The organism is Verrucomicrobiia bacterium (assembly GCA_026414565.1).
Taxonomy (GTDB): domain Bacteria; phylum Verrucomicrobiota; class Verrucomicrobiia; order Limisphaerales; family Fontisphaeraceae; genus Fontisphaera.
On sequence record JAOAIT010000017.1, the window covers coordinates 65,209 to 81,965 of the forward strand.

Sequence of the window (16,757 nt, forward strand, 5' to 3'; positions counted from 1 at the left end):
GAGTGCGTCTTCGGCGTTTCCTTCGGCCGCCCACCATGCCACGAGGTTTTCTTGCACGCGCGCGCAAGTGGGTCGGGTCACAGTGAGGTTTGCGATAATTGCAGAGGTGACTCCGTACTGATTTGCAGCCCAAAGTGAATAAACCCCCTGGTCCTCCGGTTTCAGGTTGTCCAGGTTTAAAAAGAGATTCGTTGCGCCTGGCAAGTTAGTACCATTGAATTGCCATTGTAGAGTTATGGGGAGAGTGCCGACAACGGTGGCATTGAGAACGATATTATCGCCAATAAACCTGATTAAATTGGTGGTTGTTGCCAGGATTCGAGGCGGCGAGGGCGTAAAACACTTGCCGTCAGCTCCCGCCAAATAAATGGCTCTGACTTCATCAGCGCTCAGGGGACGGTCATAGATGGAGAACTCGTCCATCTTGCCATTGAATCCATAGTATCCATGGCGAGAGCCCAGATGAAGTGGCAGAGCGGTCCATGCCTCGGAAGTATCTAGAGTGCTCTGCGCCACCACCACCCCGTTATGATAAATGACTGCACTGCCTGATGTGATGTCAAAAGTCAGCGCCACATGAGACCATTGGTTTGATCGCAGGATGTTCGGTGGGCTGTAAATCAACCTATCCTCGCCATGCCGGGTTCTTAGATTGGCATAAAGCATTCCGGGAACTTCTGAATACCCATTGAGGTTGATCCAGAAGTGGAGCCCGTATTGGGATGGTTGTGAGAACTCAACCAGGGCCTGCTGGGTTACAACGTTTCTGGGGAAAATCCAGCCTTCAATAGTGAAGCTGTTTAGATACAGTGATGGCGAACGAGGTATGTCAATCGAATCATTGCCACCACCCAGTTCAAATGCCTTGCCCACGATGCCTTGAGTATATCCGGCCGTACCCAATAAGGTTCCATGATTAGTCGAGGCGGCATCGTTGGGGTTGTCTTCAGCTCGCCACCAGCTTTTCATTCCCAAGGGTACGGGTGTGCAATCGCTTGCCAGCGTGTTGCATGCAGTGGTTAAAATGAGGGCCGCATATAGTGCCCACACTCCTTTGACAGCGGGGTTTGTTCTCATAATTGGCCTAATTAACTGAGTTATCATAAGACCTAAGGTTGCTTCGGGCAAGCATTTTTTTAGTATTCAAAATAATAATAAGTCGAATTAGGGTATATGATATATGTGGGGAAACAGCTTATCCGTGTGTGGCGCTTTACTGGCGAATATCTTAACAAGCAAGACCAGTGGGGGTGGTTTTCGGCTGAGGGTTGTGATGGCTACCGCGCAGCGATAGGAGGGCAGGCAGTGTCATTCCTGAATCATGCCGTATTTACCCTGATGCCAATCGCGGATGCCCCGCCAGATGCCGGCCGCATTGGCGGGCTGGCCCAGCAGCAGGAAGAAGAGCATTTTGAGAGGCAGGACTGCGCCAAGGTGGAGCCAGAGGGTCAAAGGGTAAGGCAGCCCCACGCGATGGGTGTGGAGCACGTAGAGGTTGTTGCGGGTGCTGTAGCGCAGTTGGAGGCCGCGGTTTTTGGCGAGAGTGGTGGAGGTTTTGTGCCACAGCTTGGCGGTGGGCAGGTACATGACGCGGTAGCCCGCCTTTTGGATGCGCAGGCAGAAGTCGGAATCCTCGGAATAAAAAACCAGGTCGCTTTTCAAATACCCCAGTTTTTGGGCCAGCTCCGCCCGCACCATGTAGCCGCAACCGGTGACGAAGACACATTCGCGGGGCTGGTCATAGCGGGGATGATCGCGGCGCTCCCAGCCGAAGTGGCGGGAGTGTCCATGCCAGCCGATGTGGCCGCCGGCATGCCAGAGGATGTGGGGCCGATCGTGGAAATACACCTTGGAGCCGACGAGGCCCACCTCGGGATGGCGCTCGAGGAAGGCGACCATTTCGCGCAGGATGGCGCGGTCGAAGAGGACATCGTTGCTGGTGCTGAACAGGTAACGGGCCCCTTGTTGCACGAGCCAGGCCATGCCCTGGCTGGTGGCATGGGCATAGCCCATGCCGGTGGGATTGGCGATGAGATGGACGCGGGGAAAATCCCGTCGGACCATGTCGGGCGCGCCGTCGGTGGAGCCGTTGTCCACCACCACGATTTGGAATTGGGGATAGTCTATTTGCAGGCAGGATTCGAGGGTGGCGCGCAGGGTTTCCTTGAGGTTCCAATTGACGATGACCACGCCGACCGGTGGCAGGGAGGAATGGTGTGAAGAATCAGCCATAGAAAGCTCTGGGCTACGTGGTACGGGCAGAGGAAAGTTGAGTCCATTTGTTCGCCAGAGCCGGCGGAGCGGGTCCCATGCGCCCCAGCCAGCCATCTTTCACGCCTCTGCCCATGGCGTGGAGTTTGGCGGCTTTGTGGGGTTCAAACAGCAGGATTTTGGCGGTTTCCAGGAGCCACCAGGCCGCATCATGGATGAACCAGCCGGGAAATCGCCGGGCGTGGCGGCGATAGGTGACGATGCGGTTGCGGGCATTGTAATAGCGGCGGAGGGGCGAGTGGGCGACGAGGCTGAACTGCAGGCCCAGCCAGCGGTGGGATTGGCGGGAACCCAGGCGGTGCGGCAGCCAGACGTTGCGCGCTTCCATGATCTGCCAGCCCTGCCGGCGCAAACGCAGACAAAAATCAAAATCCACGTAATCAATGAAAAAAGATTCGTCCATCCAGCCCACGGCCTGAGCGGCCTGCAAGTTCACGAGGTTGCCGGAGGCCATGGCGACGGGAATTTTCCGCCATGCGGCTGACGCCGGCGATGCAGGTGCGGGCGGGGAGGTTTCTTTGAGCCAGTAGCGGGGGGCGATGAGCGCCACCTGATGGCGGAAGGGACACATTTGGTGGGCTTCCCACAGTCCCGCAAAATAATGCGGTGGAGGGCGGCTGTCCTGGTCAAATGTGGCCGCCCAGGCAAACCCGTTGTTCAAGGCGTATTGCAATCCCTGGTTGAAAGCCGCAGCGATCCCCCGGTTTTCCGGATTGGCCAACAGCGTGATGCCGGGCTTTTGGAGGGCAGCTTGCAGGCTCGGGGGCCAGGAGGCGAAGGTGCCGTTGTCCACAACTAATACTTCAGCCAACTGTTGGTTCAGCAGGGAAAGCTGGTCCGTGAGGAGAGAGGAAGGGTGGAAGGTCACCACTATGCCGCAAATACGGATCATTAAATGTTTTAATATTTGGTTGCCAGCATCACCAATTCTTCACCTATTTTGGGGTTTTTCCTAAGTTTCAGGGACTCCCAATGCTGGTAGAAAACCGCCTTGATTGCTCGACTAATTTCTGGTGGCCTGCCAAGGTCCATATCATGGGTGTGCCGAAGAAGCAGCGAAAAACTGACTGAGAAGACGGTCTCAGCATTGGCGGGGGAGGTAACGATCTGAATCTTTTCAAAGCCCGCCTGCTTTGCACACAAGGCCATGGATGCGGGAGAGAAAATCATCAGGTGACGAGGCTGGTCCAAGCCAAGCCAATGTTGCTTGAACAAGGAATGGCCCCAGCTTTTTGTATTTGGCGTTACCACAACCAAATGTCCCCCCGGCTTTAGAATGCGCCTGCATTCTCGCAGGGTGTCCACTGGATGGGGGAGGTGTTCGACAACATGACGCAAAGTAATGGCATCGAATGAATCGTTGGAAAAGTTCGCCTGCTTCAGGTCCCCCAAATGCACTTCAAGTTTGTATTTTTCCCTGGCAATTTTGACTGCTTGCGGGTCGATTTCTACCCCTTGGACCTGCCATCCGCGCGGTTTCATCTCGTTTAGAAACCGCCCATCACCGCATCCCACATCAAGGAGACTGCCGGGGGAAACATTTTCCAGATAGAGGCACTGCATTTTTTGCTTGTACTGGGTCAGCCCGGTAAAGATGCCAGCGATGGAATTAAAGGCATGGTACATGGCCAGGCATATTTTTCGTGCTGTGCTTTCCTGGCTTGACTCGTGAGTGAAGTACGTTTCATAAGCGAGGTGCAAGTCCTCATCCAGGGGCATGGGGTTCATCCAAATCAGACCGCACTGGGCATTTGGACATTGGGAAAGGCACCATTGGCCAGCAGCGCCAAACAAACGGTCATGCAGGTTTTGATACAAATTCTCCCCACACTGATGGCAAAGGGGGCAGGTTTCTTGGGGCTTTGCCCGCATAACCTGCCTGGGTTTCGCTGTAACACTCACAGGGTGTGCGTACCATTATTACATGAAATATGTCAACCATGCGGCAATGAAATGGTCCAAATAAGATCTTGCATCCCATGTGGCATCTGTCCCGGCTCCAAGTTTCTTATCCCCGAAGAGGGAGAGTTTTTTTTGCTCTGGAAGATGGCCCTCGGCCCAGGACGCGGAAATCCAGTGTCGCAGCAGATGCACCGGGGGTGTGTTTCACGGTAAATCCGGGGGTGAAGCCTTGAAGGGGCTTTTCCAAGATTGCTTTGGGGGGCGGGGCGGCCTAGAGTGACGCGACTTATGGCAAAGCCAGGCAATGCAGCAACAGAGTCTTTGGGCGCAGGCGGCCGGTGGGGGGGATGGGGGCTGGCGGGGGGGTGCGTCTTGCTGGTGGTGCTGTTGATTTTTGCGCGCAGCTTCACGTCCGATCAGGTGATGTTTTCCAATGACGGCCCGCTGGGCGGCATGAGCGCCCGGTTTGTGGAGATGCCGGGCATTTTCTTTGGAGTGTGGAATGATTTGTACTGGGTGGGGGGGCAGCAACCCAGTGCTTCGCCCACATTTACTTCTTTCATTCTTTACGCCTTCGGTCCGGTAGGCCATTTGAAATGGTATGCGCCGCTGGCGATTTTGTTTGCCGGTTTGTGCGGGGCGTTTTTTGCGCGGCGGCTGGGGGGCAATGGCGGCGTCATGGCCCTGGCGGGGCTGGCGGCGGCGCTCAACGCCAACTTTTTCAGCTACGCCTGCTGGGGGCTGGCGGCGCGCCCGCTCACCTTGGGGGTGTTGTTGCTGGGCCTGGCGGCGCTGTGGGGGCCGGAGCGGCGGCACTGGCTCATCAAGACGGTGCTGGCCGGCTTCACCATCGGGGTGGGGTTGATGGAGAGCTACGACGTGGGGGCGATTTTCAGCCTGTACCTTGCGGCATTCGCATTTTTCCTCGCCATCATTGACGCGCCCAAGCCACTGGCCGGGGCGGGGCGCGGGCTGTTGCGGGTGGGTTTGCTGGCGGTGTGCGCGGCGATCATGGCGGCGCACACGCTTTCCACGCTGATTGGCACGCAAATCAAGGGCGTGGCCGGCATGGAGCAAACGCGGGAAAGCGTGGAGCGTCGCTGGGACGAGGCCACCCAATGGAGCCTGCCCAAGGCGGAGACTTTGCGCATACTCATCCCGGGCCTGTATGGCTATCGCATGGACACGCCCGACGGGGGCGCGTATTGGGGCACGGTGGGGCAGACGCCCGGGTGGGAGGAGCATCGGCAGGGGTGGCCGCGGTACTCCGGGGCGGGCGAGTATGCTGGGGTGTTGGTGGTGTTGGTGGCGGTGTGGGCGCTGGCGCAGGCCCTGCGGGGGGAGAAGAGCGTGTTTGAGCCACGGGAGCGCAAGATCGTTTTGTTTTGGGCGGTGGCGGCGCTGATTTCGATTCTGCTGGCGTGGGGGCGGCATGCGCCGTTTTACCGGCTCATCTACGCGCTGCCGTATTTCTCGACCATTCGCAATCCCATCAAGTTCACGCATCCGTTTCACCTAAGTGTGATTGTGCTGTTCACGCTGGGGCTGGTGGGGGTGTGGCGGGCCTACCTGGCGCGGGCGGCGGCGGGCCGGAGCAGCCTGACCGGGCAGGTGGCGCAGTGGTGGCGGAATGAGCGGGGGTTTGAGAAGCGCTTTTGCTGGGGCCTGGCGGCGGCGCTGGGGATTAGTGGGGTGGGCTTTTTGATGTTTGCCGCCGGCCGCAAGGAAAAATTGGAGTGGCTGACCCGTTCCGGTTTTGACGCGCAGACGGCCGCGCAGGTTTTCAGCTCCAGCCTGGGCGAGATTGGCTGGTACTTGTTGTTTTTGGGGCTGGCCGGCGGGCTGGCGGTGCTGGTGATGAGCCGGGCGCTGAGCGGGCCGCGGGCCGGGTGGGCGTTTGGGTTGGCGCTGGCGGTGCTGGTGGCCGACATGGCGCGGGCCAATGCGCCGTGGGTCATTTACTACAATTACAAGGAGCGCCTGGCATCTCATCCCGTGCTGGACATTTTGCGCGACAAACCGCATGAGCATCGGGTGAAGATTCTGCCCTTCCGCGTGAGCGAAGCGATGGGGCTGTTGCAGCAGGTGTATCAGGTGGAGTGGGCGCAACACCAATTCCCCTATTTCAACATCCAGACCCTCGACATTGTGCAGGAGCCGCGCCGGGCGGTGGAGAATGTGATGTACCGGGAGGCGTTTGAGGGGACGAATCTGGCGCTGCTGGGGCGGATGTGGGAGCTGACCAATACCCGTTACCTGTTGGGGATGGCCGGGAATTTGCCGGATTTGCTCAATCAAATGGTGGATCCCCAAAAGCGCCGGTTCCGCCTGCATACGGCCTTCAACGTGGTGCCCAAGAAAAATGAGGCGCGGCAGTTTAGTGATTTGACCACCGAGATTACCACCAACGGGCCGTTTGCGCTGATTGAATTCACGGGGGCGCTGCCGCGGGCCAAATTGTATCCGCAATGGCAGGTGGTGCCGGACGGACGGGAGGCGTTGAAGCTGCTGGCCGACTTGAATTTTGATCCGTGGCAGCGGGTGCTGGTGGAGTCGGCGCCGGCCGGGGTTCAGCCGGCGGCCGAGGGCGGAGCCACGGGCAAGGTGGAGTGGGTGAGTTACGCGCCCAAGGCCTACACGGTGGAAACGGAGTGCCCGCAACCGGCGGTGTTGCTCATCAACAACAAGCATCATCCGGCGTGGAAGGTGCGGGTGGACGGCCAGCCGGCGGAGCTGGTGCGGGCCAATTTTTTGATGCAGGGCGTGTTTGTGCCTGCGGGCAAACACCGGGTGGAGCTGCGGTTTGAGCCGCCGGTGACGGTGTTTTATGTGAGCCTGGCTTCGTTTGGCGTGGCGCTGGTGCTGTGTGTCTGGCTGCTGCTGGCCGTGCGCCAGCCGGAGCCGGTGCCCGTGCCGGTGACGGTGCCAGGCCCGGGGCCGGCGGAGCGGAGAAAGTAAGGAGGATTAAACCATGAGCGTGCGCATCGGCATTTTGACGGGCGGGGGTGATTGTCCCGGCTTGAATGCGGTCATCCGGGCGGTGGGCAAATCGGCCACCACCCGCGGTTGGGAGACGCTGGGATTTCGCAACGGTTTTGAGGGCCTGCTGGACAACGATTATCGCCTCCTCAACTACAAGGACATGGACGGCCTGCTGCTGCGGGGCGGGACCATCCTGGGGACCACCAACAAGGGGCGGTTTGCCGTGAAGACCGGCCACGGCCAGACGCACCGCATTCCGGAGGCCGTGCTGGCCCGCACTCAGGAGAACATCCGGGCGCTGGGTTTGCGGGCGCTGGTGGTGGTGGGGGGCGACGGCACGCTGACCATAGCGCAGCAGCTTTTCGAGGCGGGGGTGCCGCTGGTGGGCGTGCCCAAGACGATAGATAATGATTTGGAGGCCACGGCGTTCACGTTCGGGTTCGACAGCGCGGTGGCGTGCGCCACCGATGCGCTGGACCGGCTGCACACCACCGCGGAAAGCCACAACCGCGTGCTGGTGCTCGAGGTCATGGGCCGGTATGCAGGCTGGATCGCCATGCATGCGGGCATTGCCGGCGGCGGGGATGTGATTTTGATTCCGGAAATCCCGTTCACCTACGAGAGCATCTGCGCCAAGATTGCCGAGCGCGAGGCGCGCGGGAAACATTTCACCCTGGTGGTGGTGGCCGAGGGGGCGCGGCCCAAGGGCGGCGACTTTGTCACCGCGGGCCCGCAGGAGAGCAATCGCGAGGCGCGGCTGGGCGGCATTGGCGCGGTGGTGGCGGAGGAGATTCAGCGGCGGAGTGGCAAGGAAACCCGCGTGTGCGTGTTGGGCCACTTGCAGCGCGGCGGGGGGCCCACGACGTTTGACCGGATGATTTGCACGCAATTTGGCGCCATGGCGGTGCGGCTGATAGCAGAAGAGAAATACGGCTACATGGCGGCGCTGCGGCCGCCGGAGGTGGTGGCGGTGCCCATTCGTGAGGCCATTGGCCGGCTGCGCACGATAGATCCTCGGGGTGAACTGGTGCAAACCGCCCGCGATTTGGGAATAAGCCTGGGAGATTGATTGCCCGGGACTCCGACGTTCAAGGCAGGCGCAGGCGGAAGAAGCGGCGCTCGCTGGGAGCGGTGTCCACCCACCGCATGGGCAGTCCCAGGGCCGGCGCCGCAGGGAGCAGCGTCTGCCAGGGGCCATTGACCTGGGCCGCGCCTTCCAGCACCCACAGCCCATTGTTTCCGCTGCTCCATTCCAGGATCCTCCCGCCGCAGGGGCTGGCATACAGCGCCGTAAAGCGCACGCCGCTGGCGGCCCGGCGGGGATGCGTGCCCGCAAGGAATTCCTGCCGGTTGGAGGCGCCATCGCCGTCGGCGTCCTGCAACGCATCAGCCGCGCTGAGTGGATTCAAGCCAAACGCCAGCTCATAATCATCTGGCAGGCCGTCGCCGTCGCTGTCCACCCAGGGCGGCGCGGCCAGGGTGATGCCCGGCGAGTATTCCGAGGTGTTGCCGGCGGCATCGGTGGCGGTGGCGGACACGGTGCCCGTGGCGGCCCAGGTGTTGGTGAATCTCACTGTGAACGGCGCCAGGCCGGCGGCATCGGTGACGACGGACGCCTCGCCCAGCCAGAACTGGTTGGAGGCGGTGGTGAGATAAAAGTCCAGGGTGTAACTCTGCCCGGGGCGCGAGGCCAGTTGCCCGCTGAGGACCAGGGCAAATCGTCCGGTGGCGAGGGTGAGGACGGGGTAATTTTGCAGGAGATTGGGGCCGTCATCGCCATCGCCGGCATCGTTGGGCGTCGGCCCGTTTGGCCCCAAATCAATGGGCAGACCAGACTGGCCAAAGATGGCGTTGCCGCGGATGACGTTGCCCACGCCGTAATCATGGATGCGCACGCCGTCGTAATCGGCCATCCGGGCGTAGCCGATGCGGTTGCCCTCGCCCGGGCCGGTGCCGCCGATGCGGTTGTAACTGGCGTCCAGTTGAATTTCGATGCCATGAAACTGGTTGCCCAGCGGGGTGAGGCCGTCCACCGCCAGGCCGATGAAATTGCCCTGGATCACATTGCCCGCACTCAAGGGATTGATCAGCGAGATGCCCACCGTCTGATTGCCGCTGATGACATTGCCCGCGCCGAGCCGGGCGCCGCCGATGGAGTTGGAGGGCGCGTTCAGGAAAATGCCCGGGCCATTGTTGGGCACCGCGCTGCGGCCGGTGGCATCGGTGCCAATGAGATTGCCCTCCACCCGGTTTTGCGCCGCCGTCAACCCTTGGACGGTGATGCCCGCCACCAGATTGCCGGAGATGAGATTGCCCGCGCCGGGGGTGCTGCCGCCAATGATGTTGCGGGGCGCGTTTTCGATGGCCACACCCCATTGGTTGCTGAGGGCCGCCGTGCCCGCGGCATTGACGCCGATGCGGTTGCCGGTGATCACATTGCTCACGCTGCCACTGCCGCCCACGTAGATGCCGGCCTCCTGGTTGCCTGCGATAAGGTTGGCGCCCGCCGGCCGGCAATCGCCAAGGACATTGCCCGCCGCCTGAAACAGCGTCACGCCATCCTGCCGGTTGGGCAGCCTGGCCGTGCCGGTGGCATTGACGCCGATGCGGTTGCCCCACAGGAGGTTGGCATCGGCTCCGGGGCCGAGCAGGTACACACCGCTTTGTTGATTGCCGGAGATCAGGTTGCCCGCGCCTGCCTCCAGGCCGCCGATTTCATTTTGCGTGGAAGCTGCCAGGACCACCCCGGACTGCCTGTTGCCCAGCGCCGCCATGCCCGTCACGTCTGTGCCAATATAATTGCCCCGGAGGCGATGCCGTCCGCCCACCGCCCCGGAGAGGATGATCCCGTTTTCCGTGCAGGCGGAAATGAGGTTGCGCTCTGCGGGCGTCAAACCGCCGATGAGATGGCCGCTGCCGCCCGAGATCCCGATGCCATTTTCCCCCATGCCGGCGGCCACCGTGCCCGTGGCATCCGTGCCGATATAATTTCCCTGAATCACACAGCGGGAGACATTTTCCAGCCGTATGCCGTCGCGGCTGAAGCGGTGGATCACCAGCCCGCGGATTACGCAATCATCCGCCAGCACAAGCAGGCCGTAGGCGTTGCCGGCCTGCACCCCGTCCAGCACAATGAGGGGCTGCCCGGTGTAACCGGGTTGCGTGGTGCCATCCAGCGTCAGGGTTTCATTGATTTGCGGCAGCGGGCTGAGCGGCGCCAGGCGATGCGGCCCTGCGCCTGGAATGGCAAACCCAATCTGGTGCGGGCCAGGCTGGTTGTTGGCGTCCGTCATGGCTTGACGCAGGGACCCCGGGCCGCTGTCGTTGGTATGCGTGACGGTGAACGTCGCTGCCGGGAGCGAGAGCATCCCCGCCAGCCACGCGCCCAGCCATGCCGCCCGCCCGTAACGTGTGCTTTTCATGCGTTAAAACGGCCGGCCACCAAATGCCGGGGCGGGCGCTTTTTGAGCAACAATTCCACGGGGATTTCCACGGTCAACTGCCGTCCCAGAAACTCCAGCAGCACCGCCACGCGCTGCCGGGCGGGAATGACCCGCGTCACCAACCCTTTCAACCCCGCGAAAGCGCCCATCACAATTTCCACCGTGTCCCCCGCTTCCGGCTCGGCGTTGACTTCGCGCACCTCCTCGGCCCCGAACTCGGCCATCAAGGACGCCATGGTTTCATCGGGCACCATGGGGATGTGCGTGCCGAAATGCACAATGGTTTGCACGCCGGCGGCGTACCGCACTTGCAGCAAATGCCGCGACAGCTCAAACCGGGCAAACAGATAACCCGGAAACAACGGCTCGGTGACCTGAATCTTTTTGCCCTTGAACGGCCGTTGAAACCGGATGCGCGGAAAGAACACCTCCGCCTCCGGGCACAAATGCAGGTGCGCGGCCGCGATGTGCTCATGCTTGGGTTTGGCCTTGATGCAGAACCAGTGGCGCCCCCCGGGCAAAGGCGATGCGGCCCCCGGCGCGCCGGCCTGCGGTGTCAACGATTCACTATACACCTTATCAAGGTGCGCAAGCCTCCTCCGCTTGTCAATGCCGGCGGCCCCGCCTGGCGGCGGAAATCGCCTGCACGCCCGGGCGGCGGCGGGCGATTGCCAGTTGACGCTTGCAGAAACGGGGCTAGCTTGCAGCGATGAAAATATGGCTTCTCAGCGCAACGATGGCCTTGCTGGGCGCCCACCTGGCCCTGGCCGCCGCGCCCTACGATATTCCCCTCAAAGATATTGAGGGCAAAGAAACCAGCTTGAAGGCCTACGAAGGCAAGGTGCTGCTGATCGTCAATGTGGCCTCCCGCTGCGGCTATACCCGGCAATACAAACCCCTGGAGGCCACCTATCGCAAATACAAAGACCGCGGCCTGGTGGTTCTCGGCTTTCCGAGCAACGACTTCGGCGGCCAGGAGCCGGGCACGCCCGCCGAAATCAAACAATTCTGCACCACGAAATATGACGTCACCTTTCCCTTGTTTGACAAAATTCAGGTCAAACCCGGCCCCGGCCAACATCCGCTGTATGCCTGGCTGACCGGCAAGACTTCCCCCTTCCCCGGCCCCATCAAATGGAACTTCAACAAATTCCTCCTCGGACGCGATGGCCGGATCCTGGCGCGCTTTGAGTCTGGCGATGAACCCGACGGCGAAAAGGTGACCCAGGCCATCGAAGCCGCATTGAAGAAATAAAATACTCCCCTAGCCCGGGGAGCCGGAACCAGCTGCACGGAGAATCAACCGGCCATACTGGCTGTAATCTGCCATTTTCTGGAGAAGCTGGTGAGCGAACCACACAGTGGTTAGTTGGCAGAAGGTATGTGCCCTCCCCGGGAAGGCACTCTCCACTTTCAAAGTCACAATGGGAAAGTAAACGGGCCAATCATTCGCCCTTTAAAAACAAACGGTTTAGTATTCATTCGGTCCTCGCGTCGTGACGCTGGATGGCAGCTTCTTTATTTGGTTTCGATTAAATCAGTAATTTCCCTCTGTTCTGTTTTCCTGCGCCACAACAAAAATATTCGTGGGTCGGTCTGACGCACGCGCGGGCAGATACACGCTATGTGAAAAAAAAGGTTTTGATTAACACCCCCCTCTCGATGAGCATTCTATTCAAGATAAACCCGTAAATACACAACATCATGAAAGCAATGCGGAGTGGTGGACTTGTGTCGGTTTACCTCCTGGCCAGCCTCGCTTTGACCTCCCACGCGCAAACGCCTCCGTTACCTGTTCCTGGGACCCCTGGAGATCCTACCATCCAGACAGCGCCTGACGGCAAATCGATGACCGTGACGCCGGGTACGGTGCGCTCGATTTACAATTGGGATTCATTCAGTATTGGCGCTGACTATTCGGTGCTCTTCAAGGTCTTGCAGCAAGATGCGGCCGTCCTCAATCGCGTCAGCGGGGCGCAGGTTTCGTTGATCAATGGGGCGTTGAAATCGGTACTGGCCGCTGACGGGGCAACCGTGGCCGGTCATATCTATCTGATTAATCGCAATGGCATTGTGGTTGGGCCGGGAGGCGCGATCAACGCGGGTGCCTTTTATGGATCAACGCTTAACGTTGCGGATGCTGATTTCCAGGCCGGGAGTTCCACGCTGATCTTCGGGCAGGCTCCCACCCCAGAAAACGATAAGGGAATAAAAGTGCAGGGCTCCATCATGGCCGACGAAGTGGTGCTTTTCTCCCACCGGGTGGAAAACAGCGGTAACATCACCGCGAAAAATGGTGCGCGTCTGGCGACGGGCAGCCGGATCGAGTTGCGGGCCGCCGATTCCGAGCGCATCAGTGTGGTCACGGGCGTGGATGAAACTTCCGCGAAAACTGGAGTGGATAATCAAGGACAGATCAATGCCGCCATTGCCGAACTTAAAGCCGCAGGGGGAAACGTCCTGGGCTTGGCAATTAATAACGGAGGTGCGATCCGGGCCACGAAACTGGTTAACGAAGGCGGCGAGATTTATTTGCGTGCTACAGATGGAAAGGTGGTCAATTCAGGAGGTTTGAATGCCGCCGGCAGCGGAGCGGACGGTCAGGGCGGTAAAGTGGTGGTCTCTGCCAAAGAGGTTGAACTGTCGGGAAGCTCTGTGGTGGTGGACGTCTCAGGCCAAGCCAAGGCCGGTACTGCCACGTTTGACGCTTCAAGTGGCATTCTGGTGAGTCCGCTTGTCAACCCGACTTTCAAAGGGGGCGAACTGACTTTGAAAGCTCCAACTATCAATCTTAAGAACAGCATCAGTCTCGATGGCAAGTTAACCTTGGACGGAGCAGTCAATCTGGGTGCCGACACGACGTTGAGGGGGGCTTCGGTGGCATTGAGCTCGACGGTGGACGGGGGCTATGCGCTGACGGTGGACGGGGCGGCGACGCTGGGGGGCGCGGTGGGGGGTGTGACGAAGCTGACGTCGCTGACGTTGGAGAAGGGGGCGACGTTGAACGGGGGAGCGGTGAGCACGACGGGGGATCAGACCTACAAGGGGGCGGTGAGCCTGGGGGCGGACACGACGTTGAGGGGGGCAAACCTGGCGTTCAATTCGACGGTGGCGGGGAACAATTACAATCTGACGTTGGGATTTAGCGGGGGACAGGTGATTAACGGGAATGTTTTGAACGGGGGGACATACAGCAATTTGCGGAATCTGACGACGGAGAACCAGGGGGTTGCCCGGGTGCAGGGCCAGGTGAGCGTTGCGGGGAGTTTGACATTAAACAATCCGGTGACGCTGGAAGGGGACACGACGTTGAGCGGGGTGAACCTGGCGTTGAACTCGACGGTGGCGGGGAACAATAACGATTTGACGCTGGCGGGGAGCGGGACGACGACGTTGGGGGGGAACGTGAGCGGGGTGAAGGTGCTGACGAGCGATGCGGCGGGGACGCTGCGGGTGAACGGGACGGTGGGGGCGAACCGGGTGGTGGCCAATGATGGGACGATCCAGTTGCATGGGGGGTTGGTGACGACGGCGGCGGGCAACGGGCAGGACGGCAGCCAGACGTACGCGGGGGCGGTGAGCTTGGGGGCGGACACGACGTTGAGGGGGGCTTCGGTGGCATTGAACTCGACGGTGGACGGGGGCTATGCGCTGACGGTGGACGGGGCGGCGACGCTGGGGGGCGCGGTGGGGGGGGTGACGAAGCTGACGTCGCTGGCGGTGGGGAAGGGGGCGACGTTGAACGGGGGAGCGGTGAGCACGACGGGGGATCAGACCTACAAGGGGGTGGTGAGGTTGGGGAAGGACACTATGTTGGTGGCGAATGGGGGAAATTTACATCTTAATAAAGTGGATGGCGAACAGCATACTTTAATTCTAAAAGCATATTATAAGAATGTGAATGGAGGAATGATATCTCAAAATGAACCTATGACTGTCAATAATTTGGTGGTGTTCAGTGACAATTATCTTGTCGAATATTCTATACGCTTGAACTTGGAGAATAATATCATAAATGCTGCTCAAAACTTTGCTGCTGGAATGTTTCAGGGTCATTACCTCATCTTATCTGGGACAAAAGTATACGATTACAATATAAAAGCATTTACGGGTGGCAAAGTGGTGGAGAACATCGCAATGTTTGGGGCACCCAGACTGGTACTTCCAATCAAACCGCCCTTGTTGGCCATTGATTCCGATCCCAATGTTCAACCACCGCCTGGCATTACCACGCGTAGTTCATGGGTGTTGGCCCAGGAACAATTGGCGGCGGAGCAGCCGAGGCCTGAGAAAAGCCGTGAAAAGAAAACCGTCAAGGAGCCGCGCAGGCAGACCAATAAGAAGCCTTAAACCGGGCCGCTAAAGTAAAAGATGGCATAACTTGGCAGAACCGATGGAAAATAATTAAACAGGAAAGGGACCAACAGCCATGCGGAAAATGATGATCCACATTGCGGCTTTGTTAATGGCCGGCGTCATGATGGCCTGTGGGCAGACCACCCAGGAACCGTCCATCGTGGCAAGTCTTCGCGGTCTGGTGATTGTTCCGGATCCGCAAATGATCAATCGGTTGGGGGTCAGTAATGTCACCGGACTTCAGATTCGTGGGCCGGCCTTTTTGGATAACAATGAATTCCGATCTTTGATAACCCCGTACTTGAACAAAGAGCTTTCCGAAACCAGCCTGAGGGAGCTGCAGGTCAAAGTGATTAAATACTGTGCCAGCAAGGGTTACCGGGTGGTGGATGTGTATTATCCGGATGATCAACGCATCGTTAATGGCACGGTGCAAATGGCCGTGGTGCTAGGCAAGGTGGGCAAGGTTACGGTCAAGAACGAGGGCAAGAAATGGTATAGTGACCAGTTCATTTTGCGGCGGCTGGGTCTACGGGAGGGGGAAAATTTGAGTTATCCACAACTAGTGGAGCGCCTCGAGCGCCTAAGCCAGCAGCCGGATTTTAGGGATGTGACGCTGAAACTCAGTGCGGCCTCGGATTTTCTGGAAGTGACGAACAAACTCACCCAGGGGAATCTGGGTTACGCCGATGTGCAGGTGGAGGTGCGTGATCGTTTTCCCCTGCGACCTTATTTAGGGTATGACAATTATGGAACCAAAGCTTTGGGAAAGGACCGGCTGAATGCGGGGATCACTTGGGCTTACCCCTTCTTGCTGGATCACAGCTTGGACTATCGTTACACCACTGATGTTGAGCTTGATCTTTTTGAATCACATGTCTTGACGTACTTGGTTTCCCTGCCTTGGGGGCACAGGCTTAGTTTGCTGGGATGTTATGCCTCGTTTGAACCGGATTGGGCGGCGTTGGGAAGTCCAGCGATTTATTCGAAAGGCAGCTATTACCAGCTTTCTGCCCGATATAATGCATCCATGCCCAAGTTGGGTAATTATCGCCACGAGTTAAGTGTTGGGTTCGATTTTCGCAGGTTGGACAGTTCGCTGCTCTTCTCCAGCGCCCCCTTGCCTTCGACGCCAATAGGTGTGGGTCAGTTTGCTTTTGGCTATCGAGGTGTACTGCCTGATTCGCTGGGCCAGACCACCCTGGGCGTTGAAGCGTGGTACAGTCCGGGGGGATTGGTTCATCGCAACACGGATGGGGATTATGATGCTGCTCGGGGGGGGAGCTCTGCGGATTATGTCTATGGGCAACTGGAAGCGGAGCGGGTATTCAAACTACCGGCCGGTTTTTCGCTGGCGGCGCATGGGGTTTACCAGTACACGCCGCAACGGTTGACCTATAGCGAAATGTTCGGTGTAGGCGGTTACGCCACCGTGCGCGGTTATGACGAGCGTTATGCGATTGGTGATACGGGTTATTTCATCCGAACGGAGTTGCGCTCACCAGTTTTTCGGCGGTCAAGCCCATTGGGCAAAAACAGAGTGGACGGGTTGCAGGTCTATGCCTTTTTTGACCATGGTGAGACATCCATCAATAAGCCTCAAGTGACGGATCAAGATCCGCATGTGACCATGCAATCTGTGGGTGGGGGCTTGCGCATGAATTTACATCGCAATTTTGAACTTCGATTTGAGGCCGGTTACCAGTTGAAAATTGATGATGAAATACGAAGGCGTGTGGAGATTTCTGACCAAGATTACGGCTTTCATTTAACCGCTCGACTCCTGTTTTGATCACCTACACA

Annotated in this window: 10 protein-coding genes; 5 read left to right on the forward strand and 5 right to left on the reverse strand. The window is 59.1% G+C overall.

The window, feature by feature from the left end:
• Positions 1 to 1,308 precede the first annotated feature (1,308 nt).
• The 3 genes from N3J91_04075 to N3J91_04085 are packed head-to-tail and all read right to left on the reverse strand — an operon-like array spanning position 1,309 to position 4,089.
• Positions 1,309 to 2,232: a glycosyltransferase family 2 protein gene (locus N3J91_04075; protein ID MCX8155616.1), complete on the reverse strand. Its 924-nt coding sequence runs from the start codon at positions 2,230 to 2,232 to the stop codon at positions 1,309 to 1,311.
• A 13-nt stretch (positions 2,233 to 2,245) separates the two neighbouring features.
• Positions 2,246 to 3,163 carry a glycosyltransferase family 2 protein gene (locus N3J91_04080; protein ID MCX8155617.1) on the reverse strand — a complete coding sequence of 306 codons (918 nt, stop codon included), beginning with the start codon at positions 3,161 to 3,163 and terminating at the stop codon, positions 2,246 to 2,248.
• Positions 3,164 to 3,171: 8 nt separating this feature from the next.
• Positions 3,172 to 4,089, reverse strand: coding sequence for a class I SAM-dependent methyltransferase (locus N3J91_04085; protein MCX8155618.1), 918 nt, complete (start codon positions 4,087 to 4,089; stop codon positions 3,172 to 3,174).
• Positions 4,090 to 4,461: 372 nt separating this feature from the next.
• On the opposite strand from N3J91_04085, the gene N3J91_04090 reads away from it, so the two are divergent.
• Positions 4,462 to 7,131 (forward strand): YfhO family protein, encoded by a 2,670-nt coding sequence (locus tag N3J91_04090; GenBank protein ID MCX8155619.1) that lies wholly within the window; start codon positions 4,462 to 4,464, stop codon positions 7,129 to 7,131.
• Between the two features lie 13 nt (positions 7,132 to 7,144).
• Complete coding sequence (locus tag N3J91_04095; GenBank protein ID MCX8155620.1) at positions 7,145 to 8,224, forward strand: ATP-dependent 6-phosphofructokinase; 1,080 nt, start codon at positions 7,145 to 7,147, stop codon at positions 8,222 to 8,224.
• 19 nt (positions 8,225 to 8,243) lie between these two features.
• On the opposite strand, the gene N3J91_04100 is transcribed toward N3J91_04095, so the two are convergent.
• Both N3J91_04100 and N3J91_04105 read right to left on the reverse strand, forming a co-directional pair.
• A complete protein-coding gene (locus N3J91_04100) occupies positions 8,244 to 10,577 on the reverse strand; it encodes a hypothetical protein (protein MCX8155621.1) in 2,334 nt (777 codons plus the stop codon).
• Positions 10,574 to 11,173, reverse strand: a complete 600-nt coding sequence (locus N3J91_04105) for a transcriptional activator RfaH (GenBank protein MCX8155622.1) — start codon at positions 11,171 to 11,173, stop codon at positions 10,574 to 10,576. The genes N3J91_04100 and N3J91_04105 overlap by 4 nt, the downstream gene beginning before the upstream one ends.
• Before the next feature lie 161 nt (positions 11,174 to 11,334).
• Between N3J91_04105 and N3J91_04110 the strand changes: the two genes are divergently transcribed.
• The 3 genes from N3J91_04110 (at position 11,335) to N3J91_04120 (ending at position 16,746) form a co-directional block, all read left to right on the forward strand.
• Positions 11,335 to 11,853 carry a glutathione peroxidase gene (locus tag N3J91_04110; protein MCX8155623.1) on the forward strand — a complete coding sequence of 173 codons (519 nt, stop codon included), beginning with the start codon at positions 11,335 to 11,337 and terminating at the stop codon, positions 11,851 to 11,853.
• 449 nt (positions 11,854 to 12,302) lie between these two features.
• Entirely contained in the window at positions 12,303 to 14,948 is a 2,646-nt protein-coding gene (locus N3J91_04115; protein MCX8155624.1) for a filamentous hemagglutinin N-terminal domain-containing protein, read from the forward strand.
• Between the two features lie 88 nt (positions 14,949 to 15,036).
• On the forward strand, positions 15,037 to 16,746 hold the full coding sequence (locus N3J91_04120) for a hypothetical protein (GenBank protein ID MCX8155625.1): 1,710 nt from the start codon (positions 15,037 to 15,039) through the stop codon (positions 16,744 to 16,746).
• Positions 16,747 to 16,757: the final 11 nt, after the last annotated feature.